The 17,686-nt window shown below is 62.0% G+C and carries 18 protein-coding genes and 1 pseudogene; 9 read left to right on the top strand and 10 right to left on the bottom strand.

The features are described from left to right. Positions 1 to 3,244 (bottom strand): Ig-like domain-containing protein (locus AB0M95_RS37010; protein ID WP_363775193.1); only part of this gene is annotated, 3,244 nt, incomplete at its 3' end. Between the two features lie 521 nt (positions 3,245 to 3,765). Next, positions 3,766 to 4,512 carry an XRE family transcriptional regulator gene (locus AB0M95_RS37005; protein ID WP_363775190.1) on the bottom strand — a complete coding sequence of 249 codons (747 nt, stop codon included), beginning with the start codon at positions 4,510 to 4,512 and terminating at the stop codon, positions 3,766 to 3,768. 157 nt (positions 4,513 to 4,669) lie between these two features. On the opposite strand from AB0M95_RS37005, the gene AB0M95_RS37000 reads away from it, so the two are divergent. The 3 genes from AB0M95_RS37000 to AB0M95_RS36990 all read left to right on the top strand — a co-directional run bounded on the left by AB0M95_RS37000 (position 4,670) and on the right by AB0M95_RS36990 (position 6,284). After that, complete coding sequence (locus AB0M95_RS37000) at positions 4,670 to 5,014, top strand: hypothetical protein (protein WP_363775187.1); 345 nt, start codon at positions 4,670 to 4,672, stop codon at positions 5,012 to 5,014. After that, complete coding sequence (locus tag AB0M95_RS36995; RefSeq protein ID WP_363775184.1) at positions 5,011 to 5,526, top strand: GntR family transcriptional regulator; 516 nt, start codon at positions 5,011 to 5,013, stop codon at positions 5,524 to 5,526. The genes AB0M95_RS37000 and AB0M95_RS36995 overlap by 4 nt, the downstream gene beginning before the upstream one ends. A gap of 95 nt (positions 5,527 to 5,621) precedes the next feature. Further along, positions 5,622 to 6,284, top strand: a complete 663-nt coding sequence (locus AB0M95_RS36990; protein WP_363775181.1) for an HD domain-containing protein — start codon at positions 5,622 to 5,624, stop codon at positions 6,282 to 6,284. Here AB0M95_RS36990 and AB0M95_RS36985 read toward each other — a convergent pair. Both AB0M95_RS36985 and AB0M95_RS36980 read right to left on the bottom strand, forming a co-directional pair. After that, the gene (locus AB0M95_RS36985; RefSeq protein WP_363775178.1) at positions 6,168 to 6,644 is read right to left on the bottom strand and encodes an NUDIX domain-containing protein; all 477 of its coding nucleotides are present in this window, start codon (positions 6,642 to 6,644) and stop codon (positions 6,168 to 6,170) included. The genes AB0M95_RS36990 and AB0M95_RS36985 overlap by 117 nt on opposite strands. A gap of 3 nt (positions 6,645 to 6,647) precedes the next feature. Further along, complete coding sequence (locus AB0M95_RS36980; protein ID WP_363775175.1) at positions 6,648 to 7,388, bottom strand: XRE family transcriptional regulator; 741 nt, start codon at positions 7,386 to 7,388, stop codon at positions 6,648 to 6,650. 151 nt (positions 7,389 to 7,539) lie between these two features. Between AB0M95_RS36980 and AB0M95_RS36975 the strand changes: the two genes are divergently transcribed. Further along, complete coding sequence (locus AB0M95_RS36975) at positions 7,540 to 7,818, top strand: hypothetical protein (RefSeq protein ID WP_363775172.1); 279 nt, start codon at positions 7,540 to 7,542, stop codon at positions 7,816 to 7,818. A 198-nt stretch (positions 7,819 to 8,016) separates the two neighbouring features. Here the strand turns inward: AB0M95_RS36975 and AB0M95_RS36970 are convergent, their stop codons facing one another. Continuing rightward, positions 8,017 to 8,244: a hypothetical protein gene (locus AB0M95_RS36970; protein ID WP_363775170.1), complete on the bottom strand. Its 228-nt coding sequence runs from the start codon at positions 8,242 to 8,244 to the stop codon at positions 8,017 to 8,019. A 53-nt stretch (positions 8,245 to 8,297) separates the two neighbouring features. On the opposite strand from AB0M95_RS36970, the pseudogene AB0M95_RS36965 reads away from it, so the two are divergent. From AB0M95_RS36965 to AB0M95_RS36955, 3 genes and pseudogenes are all read left to right on the top strand, one after another. Then, positions 8,298 to 8,594, top strand: a pseudogene (locus AB0M95_RS36965) (site-specific integrase); the annotation flags it as partial. Between the two features lie 122 nt (positions 8,595 to 8,716). Beyond that, entirely contained in the window at positions 8,717 to 9,463 is a 747-nt protein-coding gene (locus tag AB0M95_RS36960) for a hypothetical protein (protein ID WP_363775167.1), read from the top strand. Between the two features lie 1,116 nt (positions 9,464 to 10,579). Next, positions 10,580 to 11,101 (top strand): hypothetical protein, encoded by a 522-nt coding sequence (locus AB0M95_RS36955; RefSeq protein ID WP_363775164.1) that lies wholly within the window; start codon positions 10,580 to 10,582, stop codon positions 11,099 to 11,101. Between the two features lie 61 nt (positions 11,102 to 11,162). Here the strand turns inward: AB0M95_RS36955 and AB0M95_RS36950 are convergent, their stop codons facing one another. From AB0M95_RS36950 to AB0M95_RS36940, 3 genes are all read right to left on the bottom strand, one after another. Continuing rightward, positions 11,163 to 11,345 (bottom strand): hypothetical protein, encoded by a 183-nt coding sequence (locus AB0M95_RS36950; RefSeq protein WP_363775162.1) that lies wholly within the window; start codon positions 11,343 to 11,345, stop codon positions 11,163 to 11,165. 95 nt (positions 11,346 to 11,440) lie between these two features. Continuing rightward, entirely contained in the window at positions 11,441 to 11,971 is a 531-nt protein-coding gene (locus AB0M95_RS36945; RefSeq protein WP_363775159.1) for a GNAT family N-acetyltransferase, read from the bottom strand. A 456-nt stretch (positions 11,972 to 12,427) separates the two neighbouring features. Then, positions 12,428 to 13,078 (bottom strand): HAD family hydrolase, encoded by a 651-nt coding sequence (locus AB0M95_RS36940; RefSeq protein ID WP_363775156.1) that lies wholly within the window; start codon positions 13,076 to 13,078, stop codon positions 12,428 to 12,430. 653 nt (positions 13,079 to 13,731) lie between these two features. Between AB0M95_RS36940 and AB0M95_RS36935 the strand changes: the two genes are divergently transcribed. Continuing rightward, complete coding sequence (locus tag AB0M95_RS36935; RefSeq protein WP_363775153.1) at positions 13,732 to 14,583, top strand: HEXXH motif-containing putative peptide modification protein; 852 nt, start codon at positions 13,732 to 13,734, stop codon at positions 14,581 to 14,583. A gap of 179 nt (positions 14,584 to 14,762) precedes the next feature. Then, positions 14,763 to 16,244 (top strand): MFS transporter, encoded by a 1,482-nt coding sequence (locus tag AB0M95_RS36930; protein WP_363775150.1) that lies wholly within the window; start codon positions 14,763 to 14,765, stop codon positions 16,242 to 16,244. 50 nt (positions 16,245 to 16,294) lie between these two features. On the opposite strand, the gene AB0M95_RS36925 is transcribed toward AB0M95_RS36930, so the two are convergent. Next, on the bottom strand, positions 16,295 to 17,128 hold the full coding sequence (locus tag AB0M95_RS36925) for a hypothetical protein (RefSeq protein WP_363775148.1): 834 nt from the start codon (positions 17,126 to 17,128) through the stop codon (positions 16,295 to 16,297). Between the two features lie 33 nt (positions 17,129 to 17,161). After that, a complete protein-coding gene (locus AB0M95_RS36920) occupies positions 17,162 to 17,317 on the bottom strand; it encodes a hypothetical protein (protein ID WP_363775145.1) in 156 nt (51 codons plus the stop codon). Positions 17,318 to 17,686: the final 369 nt, after the last annotated feature.

The following is a 17,686-nucleotide window of genomic DNA, read 5'->3' as shown; positions in this document are numbered from 1 at the left end:
CGGGGTCGGTGACTACGGCGCGGAACTCGGGGGTGAGTGTGGTGACCGCGCCTGCGGTGTTGGTCGGCCGCACGTATTCACTGGCCACCGTCGGTTTGGAGATGTCGACGGTTAACGAGTGCCAGGTGGTCCAGGCGCCGTTGACGCCTGAGGCGGTCGCGCGGGCACGCCAGCGGACCTTCCACCCGTCACTGAGTTTCCCGGAGGGGACGAAGATGCCGGTGAAGTTGCCGGAGGTGGTGGGCGTGGTGGTGGTTCCGGTCCAGATGGCTCCGGTGCCTTGGCTGGGGATGGTGGGGTCGTGTTCGATTTCGACCGTCAGCGTCATGGATCGGCCGTCGGGGTCGGTGACTACGGCGCGGAACTCGGGGGTGAGTGTGGTGACCGCGCCTGCGGTGTTGGTCGGCCGCACGTATTCACTGGCCACCGTCGGTGAGTTCGGTGGCGGTGGGAGCTCCTTCGTGGTGAACGACCAGGTGTGCAAGGCCATCACGTTGCCCGCGTCATCCTTGGCGCCGGTCACCTCAACCGTGTATTTGGTGCGCTCGGCCAGTGGCTGAGTGGGAGTGAAGGACAGGACGGTCGTGGAGTCCGCCGCGAGAGTACCGGCCACGATGCCGCCTGCCGGATCCTTGACCACAATCTGGCCCTCGGACACCGGCTCACTGAGGGTGGCCTTGATCGGGCCGCCGAGAGCCACATCGACGGCATTGGGTTCAGGGCTCGACGCGGTGACTGTCGGCGCGACGGTGTCCGGCTGGGCGGTGGTGAAGGACCAGGAATATGGTTCCATCACGTTTCCCGCAGGATCACTCCCCCCTGAGACACTGACGGTGTGGACGGTTTCGGGATTCAGGGGACCGCCGAATGTCAATGTCCACGTCGTGTTCGCAGCGTCTACAGCGATGTCACCGAGAACCGGCGCTCCCGCCGCATCGGCAGCGGTGATCTGAGCATCCGACACGGCCTCGGAGAACCTCACGACGACTTTGGTTTTCACCGAGACACCCGTGGCGCCGCCTGCCGGACTGACGTGCGCCACCGTGGGCGCAGCGGTATCCGTGACAGTCGCGAACGACCAGGAGTGCGGAGCCATCGTGTTCCCGGACGCGTCCTTCGCGCCGGACACCTGCACCGCGTAGGTGCCGTTCCACGCCAACGGAGCGGCCGGCGTGAACGTCCAGACCTTGTCGCCATCAGTGGAGACACTGCCCGGCACATCCGCTCCGCTGCCGTCCTTGACCCCGATCACGGTGTCGGTGACCGGTTCGCTGAAGGTCACCTTCACCGCGGTTTGGAGGGGCACGTTGACGGCATCAGCCGCAGGCTCCGTGGATGTCACGGTGGGCGGAGTGACATCCACCTCCGTGGTGAACTGCCAGAGACGTGGAGTGACCTCTTGGCCGTCCGCATCCGTGGCGCCGTTCACTTCCACGCTGTAGGTGGTCGCGTGCCGTAGCGCTTGAGAGGGAGTGAAGGTGAGCACCTTCTTCGCGGCATCCAGGGCCGTCGTCCCTTGGACCGCTGTCCCGGCCGAGTCCTTGAGGGCGATGTTCGCTCCCCAGACCGGTTCGCTGAAGGTCACGGTGATCGCGGTGTTGACCGGAACGCTGGAATCATCGGGCCGGGTTTCCGTGATCGTGGGCGGCGTCTGGTCGATCGGAGTGCCCGCCGGAATCTCGTCCGGATCGAGTTCGGACGGATCGGTCTCGGCGTCGCCCCCCAACGGCTGAAGCTTGCTGGACGTGACCTCGTTGGCGACCCCGATTCCGAGCTTCTCGATCGCGTCGGCCTCCGCGTTGGTCACTGCCCAGTTCGCGGTGGTGTCCCAAGGCTGAACGGTGTTGGCCTTGGCTTCGTTGTACGTGGGGAACACCCCTGCGACGTCGTCCATCTCGAACTGCACCCACTCGGTTTTGATGGGTGCAGGAGCGTCGTACTCGACGAAGAAGTAGGGGTGATGGCTGCCGTCCGGGGCCGTCTCCGGGTAGTTGCCGGACAGGTACTGCCGCCAGTTGTTCGAACCCGACTCGGCTATGGCGCGGATCATGACACCGTGGTTGGGTGATCCGTTCGACCAGGCTTGGGTGATCTGCTCGATGGAGTACCAGAGTTCGCCCTCGGCCATCCAGTCGGAGCAGTTCTGGTCCTTGCCGTAGGGGTTGACCACGTAGCCGTCCGCCACGGCGAGGGGCTGGTTGGACCAAGTCAGAGAGGTGGGAGTCCAGTCGCCGGAGATGCGGTGCATGGAAATGTCACCGACGTTGCCGCACGCGCTGGAGATGTAGTTCCACAGAATGATGTTCGCATCCAGGATCTCCCGCCCGATGAACGGTGCCCCGGTGAGATTGAACTTCAGGTAGGAGCGATAGTTGTAGCCATCCCGGCGTCCGGCGAACAGAGCGTTGGAGTTCGCCATGTAGCTGCCGTTGACGTAGCTGCCGCCGTTGGCGATGAAGGTGTCGGCGGGAGCGCCGGCCCCGTGCCAGGGGGTCGGATTGGCGGCGGCCACCGTCACCGGGTAGGTCGTCGCGGGGTCGGCCAGAAACGCGGCGTCGGGGGTGACGACGAGCGCGGCGTCGTCTCCGCTTCCGGTCAGCGTTGTGGTTGCCGTGCCCGCCTTGCCGGTGCCGGGTGCGACGATCTCCTTGGCGTCCAAGACCGGCAGCGCCGACAGGTCGGCGACTTCCTTGCCGTCTGCGAGCGCGGCAGGCTTGCCGCTGGAGGACTTGCCCAGGCTCATGCCGTTGGGCGGGTCAATCGGGACGGTTAGCTTGAGCGGTTTGCTAGGCTTCTCGCGGATGACGATCTGGTGCTGGTAGCTGTCGGAAGTAATGGTGACGACCAGGTCGATGTTGCGACCGTAGGCAGATCGGTAAGTGGCTGTATTCCCCGACAGCTCGGGCACGGGCAGTTTCCCGGGTGTGGCAACGACGATCTCACCGGGATCGTCCTTGTCGCCGAGCGAGTCGCCCTTGGCGGTGAGCAGGGGGCCGTCGCCACCGTTGGACAGGGTGATGTCCAGCGCTGTGACATTGGGCTTGACGACGCCGTCCGCCACGATCAGGGTCGGGTCGATGGCCTGCCACTGGCCCTGACGCTTGGCCCGTACAGGCGCGAGGGACACGTACGTCTTGACTGTTTTTCCGCCGGGCGTTGCGACGGTGGTCATGTTCTCGGTGTGAAGGCTGGGGATCTCCACCTCCTTCCCTGTGCGTTTGGCCTCGGCCTTGGCCGTGTCCACCGGGCCGGGAGCAGTGGATGCTCCTGTTGAAGTCGGAGTTGGCTCTGCGTTCGCGGGCGCCGCGAGGAGCGAGGTCATCATCACGAAGGCGGTCAGGAGGGATCCTCGGCGGCGCGTCGCGGAGGATAAGCCGAACGCTGGTCGAGCGTGTTTCACACGAGCCCTTTCTTTATGGGACAAAACGAGGTGAGCGTGACACCCCTGTAAGGCCCGAGTAAAGAGCTTCTTTGTGATCGGTAAGTGTCCTTCCGTGATCTGGGCTGGTCTCCGGCCACCCGCTCCTGTGGAGTGGCTGTGATCACTTGGAGATGCGGCCGTTGTGAAGAGCGAATGACCCGTATGAAGGTCGACAGACCCGTTTCTCGGCAGGGCGGGTTCGGCGAAGTGCGAGCGCGTTGGCGGTGCTGGCCGCGACCGGCCGAAGAGCCGCAGCGCGGCCAGCAGACCGCCGAACGCGCGGCGGATCGCCGCAGGCGAGCCGCCTTTAATAGACGTACAGATAAGTTACTTTTCGATCTTGGTCAGGCTTCCGGGTAGCTGGCCTGCGCTAGTGGAGTGGCGCTGGTCCATATGTGGTCGAGGCTGGTGAGGTAGGTCGTTGCGGTGCTGGTGTCGTCACCGGCTTGGATGTGCATGACGGGGGCTTGGGCGGCGGGGGTGGCGTAGGCGTGGAGGTTGATCAAGAGGTTGTCGTCTGCGCGGTAGATGGAGTTGTAGAGGACGGTGTGGTGTAGGCGGATCTCTACGCCCTCGGTGTCCTGGAGCGGCTCGTAGAGTTTGATGGCGTTTTGGATGCGGGCGGTCATGAGGTCAGGTCCGATGCCTTCGTCTGCTCCGCGGGCGGCGACGTGGGGGCTGGTGGGGTCGCCGAGCATGATGCGGACCTGGGCGCCGGCTCGGGCGCGTTCGGCCAGGAGTTGGAGGATGCCGGTGTTCTCAGCGAGGAACAGGCCGCTGTAGACGAGGATGTCGATCTGGTGGCGGGCTGAGGCGAAGAGCTGGCGCCAGAGGGCTTGGGGCACCGTCCAGCGGTGGGGGTAGACGGCTTTGATGTCCCGTCCGATGGGGCGGTGCGGTTTGGCGGCCTCGGGCCAGAGTTCGGCTTCGTCGACGTGGAGGAGGTCGGCGACGGCCCAGCGGTGGCGCGGGTGAGGAATGCGTCCCTTCAGCCAGCGGTCGACGGTCTTGGGATCGACGGCCAGGTGGGTGGCGATGTCGAGGGTTCGCATGCGGGCTTGGGTGAGGGCGTGGCGGAGGTTGTCGTTCATGCGGTTTCCTCCTAGACGGATGCACCGGCATCGCGAAGCTAGCACAAGACGTCCCTAGACGTCCCTGGCTGTGGTGGAGAAGTTCCAGGCCGGAGAGCAGGCTCGTTGGCACACAGCGTGGCGCGACTAGGCGGCGCGCGAGAGCGGAAGGGTGCCGATGGGCAAGTTCAACGAGCGAGAGCGGCCGTTCATGGACCGCCTCCTGCTGGAGCTACGTGACCGTCTCGTCCACCTGGGCGTGGAGGTCCACCACCTGTCCGACCAGGACAACCGGCCGTGTCTGGAGGTGTTCGACAAGAACCTTCGCTGCCGCCGGGTGTACGCGCATCTCGCGTTCATGTGGTTCTTCTGGGGATCGGACAACAGCGAGCGCTACTCCTGCCATGACCTCGAAGATGCCGCGGAGGTGATCGCGGCTGCGGCGCAGGCGGGATGGCCGTTGGAGGAACAGGGGCATCTCGGGCCGGACCTTCAGAAGATCCTCGACGCCTACCCGTCGTGACCGGCTTAGGAACGGACGAACCGGTGGCGGGCGGCGCGGTGGGCAGGTGGCTGACGGGCTGGCGGGTGTACTCCCAACTCGCCGACCGGCTCCGGGACCGGATCACGACCAACGTGTATCCGGCCGGCACCTACCTGCCCTCCGAGGCTGACCTGAGCAAGGAGTACGGGGTGGCCCGGAACACCGTCCGCCGCGCGCTGAGCGTGCTGGTGGTAGAGGATCTTGTGGTCCCGATCCGCTCCAAGGGGTATCTGGTGTTGCGTGAGGAGATCCGTCACCTGGACAGGGAGTACCTCTACCAGGCGATCATGGCGGACCTACGCGCGCAGATCGAAAGCGGCCGATTGCCGCTCGCGGGCAAGGTGCCCAGTGAACAAACCCTGCGCCAGCAGTATGCGGCCTCGCGGACCACGGTCCGTCATGCCCTGGGGGTCCTGGAAGGCGAAGGGCTGATCGTCACCGTTCACGGCAAGGGCCGGTTCGTCCGCCCCGACTGGGCAACACGTCCATAGACGTTCACGAACGTCCGTGGACGTCCATGGACGTCTCAAGACGTCTAGGCCAGATGCCTGGATCGGGTCGGGAAGGCCCTGCAATCGTGAGCCACATGAAGGACATGAACATCGCCTGGGCCCGTGACCTGGCACGAAAGACACTGCAAGACGCGCTCCCGCGTCGGTGGGAGCACTCGCTCGGGGTCGGCCGGCGGGCTGAGCAGCTCGCCCCGATCCTGGGCAAGGACGCCGAACTGCTGATCATGTCCGCGTACCTGCATGACATCGGGTACGCCCCGGACCTGGTGGACACCGGGTTTCACCCCATCGACGGCGGGCGCTACCTGCGAGACGTCCATGGGGCTGATGAGCTGCTGTGCAAGCTGGTCGCGCACCACACGTGCGCGGAGATCGAGGCCGACGGCCGCGGCCTGCTGGACATTCTGCGAGATGAATTCCCCAAGCAGCGGCCGGACCTGGTGCAGGCGCTGACCTACTGCGACATGACCACCAGCCCGGACGGCGTGCCGGTCGAGGCCGTTGACCGGCTGGCCGAGATCCGGCAGCGCTACGGCCCGGACGACCTGGTCACCGCCACCATCATCAAGGCCACTCCGTGCATCATGTCGGCCGTGCGCGCCATAGAGGAGCGGCTGGCGCTAGCCGATGAACGGCCCGGCGGCACCGCTGAGATAGTGGCCGATGCGCAGTCGCATCGAGCGGTCCATCCCAAGCTGCTCAACCTGGTCCCGGCGTATCCAGCGCACCTCGCGTGACTCATCACTCGGCGTCGGCTCGCCGCTGACGGCGCGGGCAGTGAGGACGATGGAGAACTCTTGCCGGGCCTCGCCGTTGCTGGTGTAGAGGATCACGTGCTTGGGGTCGCTGTAGGTGCCCACGATGCCGGTGATCTCACATTCGATGCCGGTTTCTTCGCGGGTCTCGCGTATCGCGGCCTGGGGGATCGACTCGCCCAGATCGATGGCGCCGCCGGGGACGGCCCAGTTGTCGTTGTCGGAGCGGCGGATCATCAGGATCTCGCCGGCCTGGTTGGTGACGACGACGTTGACCGAGGGGACGAGGCTGTTGGCCGCGGGGGCGTCGGGGTCGTCGTAGAAGTCGATACGGCGGGCCATGATCTACGACTCTACCGGGATGGCCTGCTCCCACACCCGTTCGAAGCCAGCCGCATACGTGGCCACCATGTCGCCGCCGATCACCTTCTTCAGGTGCAGGACGGGGGCGTTGGCGGCGGGCTGGCCGTAGACGTGCGGGTTGACGAGAACCTGGTCGTCGGCGCGGTAGATCGAGTTGTACAGGATGGTGCCGTGTAGCCGGATCTCCACGCCTGCGATGTCGCGGATGGGCCGGTAGAGGACCAGGGCGTTGCGGGTCTTGGCGGCCATCGCCTCGCCGATGCCCTCGTCGGCGCCGCGCTGGGCCACCTGCGGTGAGTGCGGGTCGCCGAGCAGGATCCGGACCCGGACTCCGCCAGCGGCCTTGTCGCCGAGAAGCTTGACCATGCCGGGGTCGTCGGCCAGGAACATGCCGCTGTAGACCAGGATGCCGATCTCCCGCTGAGACTCGGTGAACAGACGTCCCCAGATGTCCCGGGGGACGGCCCAGCGGTGCGGATAGACATGAACGATCTCGCTCTCACCGGCCGCGGTGACCTGCTCGGGGGTGAGCGCGTCGGGCCACAGGTATGCCTCGTCGACCTGCAAGAACGTTGCGATGACGTACCGGTGTTTGCGGTAGGGGCGGCGTGCCTGGGTGATCCACCGCTCGACGGTCTTGGGGTCCACGGAGGTGGCGACGGCCAGGTCGCCGATCGATACGCCGCGTTCCAGCAGCGCCGCTCGTAACCTCTCGTTGGCCATCTCACCTGCTCGCAAGGACGTCCTAGGACGCCAAAACCCTAGTCGGGACGTCTTGCACACGTCCAGTCGTGTAGTGATCTCGTCCCTACGTTGCGTCGCATCCTCATCTCGCACCACGAAACCGACCGTGAGACGAGAGGAGAAACCGCAGATGACCGACGAGATTCCCCCGCTGGACGAGACCCCACCGTGCGCGTGCGGCGCCCGGATGCCCAAAGGGGCCAGCACCTGCCGTAAATGCACGGCGGTGTTGCGCTGGCAGCGCCGTCAGGCCAGAAGGCGCAAGGGCAGGGGTGGCAGCACCCGCCCGGCCGGACGTCCCCGCCGCCCCGGTACCAACGGTCCGGGCGCTGCGGCGGCCATCGTCCTGGCGGCGACCATCCTCGGCCGGGCGCTGGCCGCGCAGAGCGACGGGGTGATCTGGTCATGACCACACTGTTCCCCCTGGCCCTGATCGCGCTCGGTGTCGCCGGGATCATCGCCTTCCTCGTCGTGCTGGTCGGCGTCCGCCAGGAGGACCGGCGGATGCGCCTGCCGGCCACCCCGGAGACGCCCTCGGCGGCGTTCGCCCGGCGGGTCATCGGCGTCCACGTCCGCGACAACCGCCCCGGACGAGGGGATACGGATGTCAACTTTTCGGCGACCGGCGGGCCTTGCCGGACCGCTGTTGCGACAGCTCCGACTCCATGCGTTCGAGCCGCTCGGTGAGCTCCGTTATGCTCGCGCGGATCTCCGCCAGCTCATCGGCGGTCGCGGCAGGGGTGCCGCCGGCCGCGGTGTCGACCTCGCGGACGTACACGCCCTTGCCCTGCTGGCCGATGACCAGCCCTTCGTTGCGCAGGATGCCGACGGCCATTTTCACCACCGACAGCGACGCGTCGTAGTCCTCGGCGAGCCGGGCCCCTCAGCAGACTCTTCCGGACGAGTAAGGGTCGGCCTTTCTTCTCCTCGGCGTACTCCGCCGTTTGGCAGGAGGCCCGGCGGCTTGCCTTCACGCCCGAGCAGGTCGCCTCCCCGCTGGCGGCTCGTCCGTACGACCTACGGCACGCGGCGGTCTCTCTGTGGCTCAACGCCGGCGTTCCGCCGACCGAGGTTGCCCAGCGTGCCGGGCACGGCGTTGACGTGCTCCTCCGCGTTTATGCCAAATGCATAGAGGGTCAACGGGCCCGTGCCAATGGCCAGATCGCCATGGCTCTTGACGCCTGACCAGGGTGAGCCTGCGGTCCTCCTGGTGGGGCTACTGATGGGAAGGAACTTTCGGGCTTATCGGTCCGTTCCACCCATCAAGATCCTCCTACGAACCATGCGCCTTAGCGGAGGAATGCTCGGTGCTTGACCTTGGCGAGTTCTTAGCCACCCTCATACCGCTCCCGTTCGGGTGGGGCTCGGTGCCACTCTGGTCTCCGCTCCTGGGGACAGGGGTGGGGGCTGGCATCGGAGTGGTTCTTGAATGGATCACGGCAACGAACGACGCGAAGCGCCGACGCAAGCCTGACTACACCGAACTATCTGCACGCGGGAGCATTCTCAGCGGTCGCGGGCAAGTCGCAGGTTCCATCATTGCTGCATTCGCCCTGATCACGAGCGTGTATATGTGGCAAGATCAACGGCAGGAGGATGCGCGGCTTCAGGGGCAGCTTTCGCGCGAAGAAGCGCAGCGTGAGGAACTACTGCGGCAGGCCGAAGAGATGCGCGCCCATGCCATGTTCGTCGAGCACGTCGCAGTACTGGCGTACTCCGATGCCGCCGGGATGAAGATCAAGATTCGCAACGCGAACTCTGCTGCTGCCACTGTCCTTGTCCTATCCCTTGTGGGTGACAGGAATATGAGGCAGAACGTTCAGGTGCTTGTTTCTCCCTGTAGCCAGGCCAGTTTCGTCATGCGATCTCCGACGACCTGGGCGGCAGTTGTCCGTAAGGGCGGTCTCGACTGGCTCCCCGGGGCTGATCCAACTCCCGCCCCGCAGGATTACATCTTCCACACCTTCGGGACGCGGAATAAGAAGGGGAGCGAGGAGGTCTGGTTTGTCCGGTTTGGGGCCTCCGAGGAGCCGATCAACAGCTGCGCCTCCTGAAGCGTGTTTGCCTCTCGGTAGGAGATGTCATCGACCTGGGCGTCTGCTCCGCTGCTGCGCCGGTTCCGATTGAGAAGCGCTAGAAGGTGTGGCCCTCCGCCTACGGATCTAGGTTGAGCGGGCCCAAGATCATCACGTGCATATTCCGTGAACCATGATCCATGACTGCTCCCGGTGGCCTACGGCTGCACAAGGGAGCAAGCCGCACGAGAGAGAATGCCCAGGTCGGACGGCAAATGGCAACCTCACATCGGTGCCCCCGGCAGGATTCGAACCTGCGGCACCCGCTTTAGGAGAGCAGTGTCTTTCACTGCGACATTTCCCTTTGACCTGCAAAAATATCCCTGGGGCTATCGTTCCGACTCTTGATCATTGCACGCATACTGGGCGTCTCGCCTGGGCGCCTAGTTGCTCGCCTCATAGCATGGCCTCGGCTGTCGGCTACCGGAGAGACGAGCGATGTACTGTCGCGTGGTCCAACCGCCGATCGTCCGTTTTTCGGGCTAGAACGATCGCCCTGCTCCGCCCAACGGACACGAGGTCAGAGGGCTGTCGACGGCTGCCGCTGGGTGTTTGTAGCGGCCGACGTTGTCGTCAATGTTGTCGTCCGGAGATCCGTACGCTCGTCAGTGGGCAGGAGGACGCCTCCCGCGAGATTGCAACCAATCGACCAGAGAACCTCGAACGTCGCCCTACGCATGTTTCCTCCCCTCTGAGCCAACCAGTTGCTTGATTGGTCAAGTACGTAACGGACTCCCACCAGAACAGCCACGAGAGCTGTCCACAAAGCAATCCCGGTCGGGTTCGAACCGACTCCCTGACCCATTGACCAACGGACGGATCTTTCCTAAGCGTAACCACTAGGCTCTAGGATCTACGCATTGTGAGTTTCCGGGACGAAAGGTCACGACCGGTCGTCAAGGGTTGTTTATGCAGGTAAGGTAGAAAATCCATCAACGGCGGTCCGGGGCCGTCCGTGAACTGCAACAAGGAATGCAACTAGAGCGTGACCAAGCCAGGAGGGCAGCAAATCTTCTGTGAGCCGAACGCCAGAGAGCGCGACGCCGAGATGCGGCATCATGGCAGCTTCCCTCCGAACCCTCCCGAGGAGTCGCGATGTCCTGGCCGGTCGTAGTGGTCGACTTGTTGATGGAGCTGCCCCCCAGTCCCGCTCCGAGCCCGAATGTCTCCGGCGGCGCGGTGACCGGCACCACGTGGAAGGACTGGGTCGATGTGGTAGCCGCCGCGGCTGGGCTGCTGGCTGTGGCCTTCGCGATCGTGACGGTGCGCCAGACGGCCGCGCAGGGGGCCGAGAACATGCGAGCCCTACAACGGGAACGCCGCATCGACTTCGAGCTCGACGTCTTATCCCAGCTCGCCGAATACAACCAGAAGGACACCAACACCTCGGGCGCCACCGCCAGGATCGAGACACTCGCCCGCATGCTCCCCAAGGAGCTGATCCCGCTTACGCGCGCCGCAGTCCGTTTGCCGACTACCCCGGAAGGCGAAGCACAGGTCGCAGAAGCGAAGCCCGCCGCAGCAGAGCGTCACCAGCAGGTCCGCGACCATCTGCGGAACGAGATCGCAGATGAGGTCCATAAAGCCATCGAGATCAAGCTCAACGAGCGGCATTGAAGGCGGGGGCCTCAGCGCGCGGCCGGGGCCTCGACTGGCTGCCGATGCCCCGGCCTGCTGACTAAGAGATCAATCGCACTTCTGCCTCCGAATCATCGTCCAGGTGCGCCAGCAGCGCGTGCGCGATCGCGGCGAGCAGCAGGTTTGTGCGCTGATGCTCGTCTGGCGCAGCCGTTGGGAGAGGCCTCTTCAATGCCGCGCCGAGGTGCTGTTGCGCGGCGCTGATGTGTGCCTGCCGGTCCATGGTTCCCCCTCCGTGGAGTTCGTCCGGAACGGTGTAGCAGATCCCATGGCTTAGGGACAGCGCTCGAGGAGAGGCCGATGGGCCTCTATCTCCTCCTATCGGTGCAGCGACGAATCGGAGGCCTCGAGCAGAACCGCAGCGACGTCAGAAAGGGCTCCCGCCATGCCTTCGCGAGGGTCGGAAGGGTCGACGGGGCGCAGTCCGACTGCGGTGAATAGTGCGACCCGCGGGGCGATTCCTTCGTCGTCACCGTGCATGGGCGTGAGCGCAATCCAGGTGAGCCCCTCGCTTATAGAAGCCTTGACGAACTCGGCTATGAGGCAGCGGGCGACGCCGCGCCTACGAGCGCAGGGGGCTACTGCGACGGCTTCGATGTAGGCGTGCGGAGGCGGGTGCTCCTGCGGGGCGTCCACCTCTCGGTAGAAGGAGCCTTCTAGCCAGCCGACCAGGCGCCCAGCATGGTCTTCGGCGATGAAGACCTCGAGGCACTCTGGGATCTCTCCAAGCTGGTAATCCCTCAACTCGAACCGCTCCCCCGAGGAAACGCCGACGTCGACGATGCCAGGGCAGTCGGCCTCCGTCGCCTTGCGAATTACGAAGGTGTAGGCGTTCCTCGGGTTGTTCACAGTCGTACTCTGCCGGATCCGGACGGGCACCTGCGTATGGCGGCGGGCTAGGGCCTACCGCTGGTTCAGCGGCTGTTAGGGTTCGCCTCGGACTTCAACGAGTCGGTGGCCGCGCGAGCAGAGCGTGCGCGAGGGCGGCAAGCAGAAGGTTGGTTCGCTGCTTCTCCCTAGTCTAGTGCCGGCCGTAGGGAAGGGGCGCTTCGTCCCTGCTGAGGTGCTTCTGCGCTGCGGCGGCGATGTGCGCCTGCCGGTCCGTGTTCCCTTCCGCCGGTGATGTCCGGAAGGAAGTATCAGAGTCCCGTGCCTTACGTCAGCGCTCGGCGACGGCCGCGCGGTTCGGGGTCGTCAACGTCCTGGGCGCCGATCGCGGCGCGCCCATGGTGGCGGACGTTGTCGTCAGCTTGTCGCGGCTTCCCCGCAGTTAATCGACGTGGAAGTGGCATGGCGGGCGCACGGTTACCGTCCCTCTTGCAGGATCTTCAGGGCGTGGGTCACGTCCGAGACGACGTGGTCGGCGCCGTGTTCGGCATCGGACCATGTGCCGCGGTCGATCCAGATGGTGCGGAGTCCCGCAGCACGTCCGCCGGCGATGTCCGCAGTGAGGTTGTCTCCGAGCATCCAACCGCCGGCATCGAGAGACACGCCGCAGCGCCGGGCCGCGATCTCGAACAGGCCGACCTCGGGCTTGCGCATTCCTTCCGCGCCCGAGAGCGCCCATGCGTCCACGACGTCGGCCAAGCCCGTGTTGCGGATCTTGCCAAGCTGGTTGTCCGCCGTCCCGTTCGTTACGATCGCCACGAGCCAGCCCGACGCACGCAGCTCAGATAGACCGTTCAAGACCTCAGGCCGGCAGTGCACCAGGTGGGGCATGCGCAGGCGGTAGTGCCGCCACAAGTCCTCGACCGGATCGGGCAGGTGGAAGTGCCTCTGCAGCTTGGCGAAGAAGAGCTCACGGTGCGGGATACCATCCCGGTCGACACTGATCAGCCAATCAACCGCCTCGCGGCCCAGCTCTCGCTCGTCGGCGAACTCCTCAGCCCATGCTCGGAATGCCTGATCGAGGTTGATGAGAGTGTTGTCCAGGTCGAAGAGGGCGAGCCGTTGCACAGCGGCCCATCCTACGCAGGCCACTCACTGGGACCTGCGGATCAAAGGTCGGAAGAAGACCGTCTCCTCCCGTCGCTCGACGTCTCTGCGCTGCTGGTCAGGAGCCCATTTACTTAATCGTCTTCTACGAGCGTCTACACCCGTCTCGGGACGCAGTTAGCATCCGCGTTAACAAGATCCGGCCTTCCTACCCCTTCGATGCGAACTACCGGCACACGTCAAGGACGTAACGTCGCTGCCCAGCTCAGGCGTGCGATGACGACTGATCGTGTATGGCCGCGGAAGGCGGTGTTGCGTACTCCGGTGCTGTACAGCAGATGCCGCTGTGAGACCCCATTCACGGATAAACCATGCTTCGACGAGCGTCAGCCGGACTCCTCCGGGCCGGCGACCCCCGCAGCCGGCAAAGGTGGCCGTGCAACGAACTGAGAGAGCGCCTGTAACTCTGGGACGAGCTGGCTAGGCGACGGGCTGTCACAGTTTGCATACGGCAAGATCCAATCCGTTTAACCCTGACAACAACCTAAACTTGAAGTGTTGACACTGGCAAACAAGCTTGAGAGACTCCTGGAGGATACGAAAGAGGGCAAAGAGCAGAGAAAGGCTGCTGGTTCGACAAAGCGGTCCAACACAAAATCGTACTAGGAGGCGCAATGCATTTCCTTAATGTCTATCACTGCTACGAGAACGTTGGCCGACTCGTCAGAACGCTGGGTGAGACCATGCCTACGCCTGACACCATAGACCAGAGCTACAGGCAGGCCATCGCCAACGTTCGACCCATCGCACCTCCGGCTTCATCCGCCACCGTCTCCTTCGAGGATGGCCCGTGGGGTCAATACTTGACGGAGACGAACCTCTTCGAGGCTATCTTTGTTGGCGTGCGGGCATCCAGCAGTGATCTGCGCGCTTCATGGAAGAGTCAAGTACTGGAGGCGCAACAGTACATACGCTCGCTGAATGAAGACCTCGGCCGCATTATGGACTTACTGGTCACTGATATTGTACTGCTAAACACGGAGCGGACCGGCGGCGGTTCCGCTTCGCATATTCCCGGCCTAGTCTGCATTAGCCCTGGTCCCAACTGGACCATGTATGATTTTGCTGAGACCCTCGTTCACGAAGCAATCCACCTAAACCTGTTCGTTGCGGACATGCTGTACGGAATATACACTCTACCAACTGCGACCCTCGCAGAAGATCAATATAGAGTGCTCTCGGCGGTCAAGATCGGAGAGTTGCGGCCCTTGGACAAGGCATTTCACAGCGCCGTAGTAGCTGTTCCGCTGATGTACATGCAAGACCTTCGCGGAGAGTCGACTCTTGTCGACCTGTTCACGTCATCGCTGCGCGACTGCAGTACCGGCCTGATCGATAAGCGTGAATTCTTCACCGACTACGGCAAGATGCTAGTTGATCAGCTACATAAGTTTGCCATGACACTCGACTACGATTACGTAGCCAAATCCATAAGCAGCTCAGAATATGCCTTTTATGGGCACTAGTAAACAAAATTGAGCGAGAGTGCCAGAATGGTCCCTATAGCCTCCCCCTAGCAAGCACAGGCTCCCCTGTATCTAGTGCCAGCCAGTTGGGCTAGCTACAGGGGAGCTGGCTGATGCGCTCTCATTTCTATTGTCGCCCCCTTACGTCAGGGTTTCTCATAAAAGTATTTGGATATTACGTGACCTTATCGACATCTTCGCGTCACCGAGTAGCTTTCATCGCTCTTCTTAGTGCTGCGTTTATGGGGATAGTGGACGGCTTCATTGTCAATGTGGCCGCACCTTCCATCCAAGTGGACCTGAAAGCTAGCTTTGGTGACATCCAGTTGGTGATCGCCGGCTACATGATGGCTTACGCGGTTACGCTTACAACTGGTGGTCGTCTCGGCGATATATTTGGCCAGCGAGTCATATTTATGACCGGCATGCTGATCTTCATAGCGTCATCAGTTGGTTGTGCAATTGCTCCCGGTCCAATCGCCCTAATAGTCACTCGCATAATCCAGGGAGTCGGCGCGGCCTTAATGCTTCCGCAAGTACTGGCCTTGATCCAAGTGATCTTCCCGGCAGGCGAGCGTCCTCGTGTTTTGGGATACTATGCTGCGACTGTTGGACTGGGCTCCATTACAGGTCAACTGCTCGGAGGATTGCTTATCGCTGCTGATTTTGCTGGCATTGGCTGGCGGGCTGTGTTCTTGGTTAATGTACCGATAGGACTGATCGTTATTATCTTGGCTTCATCAACGATCAAGTCGAGGCGCTCTTCTGACGTCCCTAAACTTGATATTCTCGGCGTCATCTTACTAGCTTCAACCTTAATGCTCCTGCTCTACCCGTTAATTCAAGCGCCAGCGGGGAGTTGGTCATGGTACATGTTTATTTCTCTAGGAGGCTTCTTCCTAGCTGGCGCTTTTTTCCTGCTGGTCGAGCATAGATCAAGTAGGGAAGGAAGGGCACCTCTATTGCCACTGCATTTGTTCAAACAACGGGGCATGGCAGTAGGGCTACCTATTGCCATCGTATTTTATAGTGGCAACACTGGCCTTTTTGTACTTCTAGCTTACGTGCTGCAGGACGGATATAGGCTTTCCCCGCTTGAGTCGGGATTGATGTTCGTGCCACTTCCCCTCGGTTTTGTCTTGGCTTCGACTTTGAGTCGAAAGTTCTCGGCAATAATAGGAGCTCGTTTACTGACCGCCGGGTCTGTGGTCATGATTTTCTCTCTGGCGGCTGGATGGGTTGCCGTGTCAGGGCAGATGTCAAATATGCGGATTAGTATATGCCTCGCTATTTTGTTCTTCGCCGGACTGGGGCAAGGCATGGTGAGCCCTCCACTTATGGGGGCAGTTCTCAAAGAGGTCAGACTGAGCGACGCAGGAGTAGCCTCTGGTGTCTTCTTGACAGTTGCGCAGATAGCTAATGGTCTCGGTGTGGCTATTATAGGCGCACTCTTCAATGCCTTGCTGAATGGGCATAGAATTATAGGCAACTCTGCTATAGTCGCGTACTCTCACGCTCTCGCAGGATGCCTGCTGGCTCTTCTCGCCCTTTCCTGTGTCGTATTCGTGTTACTTAGAGTACTCAACCGCACGGAAGGCGCAGTCGAGGGCGCGCAGGATCATATTATGGATAACCAGGCATCTATGGCGTCTACTGACTAGCCGGCCGATTTGAGCACGTACCTGATAGTGGCGCTAGTACCCATCGTAGTTTATTCATATTTAGCTATATGAATGCCAAGCCGTTCGATGTCATCTGGTATCTGCAACGTGGCGAGCTGATTGATCATCTCACGCCCATAATCGCTTAGGAATTGCGCCCGAGCACATAATTCTTCGATGCAACCGCTAAGGGGCGTAGCCAGCATCTCGAGGAGCGAGCTTTTTCCTCGTACACTCTGCACATACATAAGCGCCATCACGGCGACGGCGCCATGTAGGGCTTGGTCCAGAGGGATCGTTTCGTGAGGGTTTGTAGGTGAGGAAATGTGATTCTGCTCCTCGGCAAGTATTGCGCGCGGCACGCTAAATACACCGTAGACCATGTCCGAAATGAACAGATTCAAATGGAAAGCTTCATAGACGATCATGTCGGCGAAGTCAGTTTTCTGCCACCTGCAGGAAGGGCTAAGGCATACTAGGCCGGGAATATGGGATGCCGTCCGCCCGCCGACATATTTTGTATTCAAGATGATTATGTCGGTGACCAATAGATCTATCATGCTAGCAATATTCGAGTCGGTTGAACGAATATGCTCTAACGCACCTGTCGTGCAGCGCGCCCAAAAGGCGCGCAGTTGTGGAGCTGAAGGCGAAATTGTACTAGTGAAATCGCTGAATATGTCATGCTTTGCGATGTGCTGCCCCCAACTGCTATCTTCAAAGCCGATTGATATTGTGGACATGGGTGCAGCTATTGGTCGGAATTGATTTATGGCTTTGCGATAGTCTTCGATGAGGGCATGAGGCCTGGGAGCGGTGGCGGTCAACGCCTTCGCTAAGCGCCCCACCGTCTTGCGGCAGTGGTAGACATTGAACGCATACATATCCGCTCCCAGGTACTCATGAAATGTGCGTGGTTAGACCCAGCCGCCCATCATGGACACGTTGTCCTTGCAGAGGAACTCCTGAACGCGCTTCTTCATCGCCTCTGCAGTCTCAGGGGAGTCGCTGTTGATCCCCTCGAGAACCCGCTCGCTGTTGGTAGAGGCGAGAGTGCCCTTCGCCGGACTCATTGCATTTACCTCCATCGGATCGGGATTGTGAGCTCACTTGAGTGTCGCGACTTGCTGCATGCTCTTGGAGTCTCTCATTTGTATCTGACTGGAGTCAATGATCTCTGTTCAGTTTGTTCGGAAGTCGTTTGATAACGTTCTGTAATCAGCTTGGTCTGACGTGTGAGGCGGTGTCATCGCCAGCTGTTTCGTCGGTTACCTAGCTCATGGATGCGGAAGCGTCAATGTGATTTGGGATTCCTCGATGGTGAGGCTGAGTTGATGTACTGGTCGCATACTAACCAGAAACTAAGTTACTGGACTGTAGGTATGCTTAAGTGGTGATGTAGAGGAGATCGCGGTCCCGGAAGAACGCCTGCACCAACTCGG

The organism is Sphaerisporangium sp. NPDC051017, from assembly GCF_040683095.1.
GTDB lineage: Bacteria > Actinomycetota > Actinomycetes > Streptosporangiales > Streptosporangiaceae > Sphaerisporangium.
Note: the sequence above shows the minus strand (reverse complement) of the source record. Positions and strands in the feature narration are given on the sequence as shown.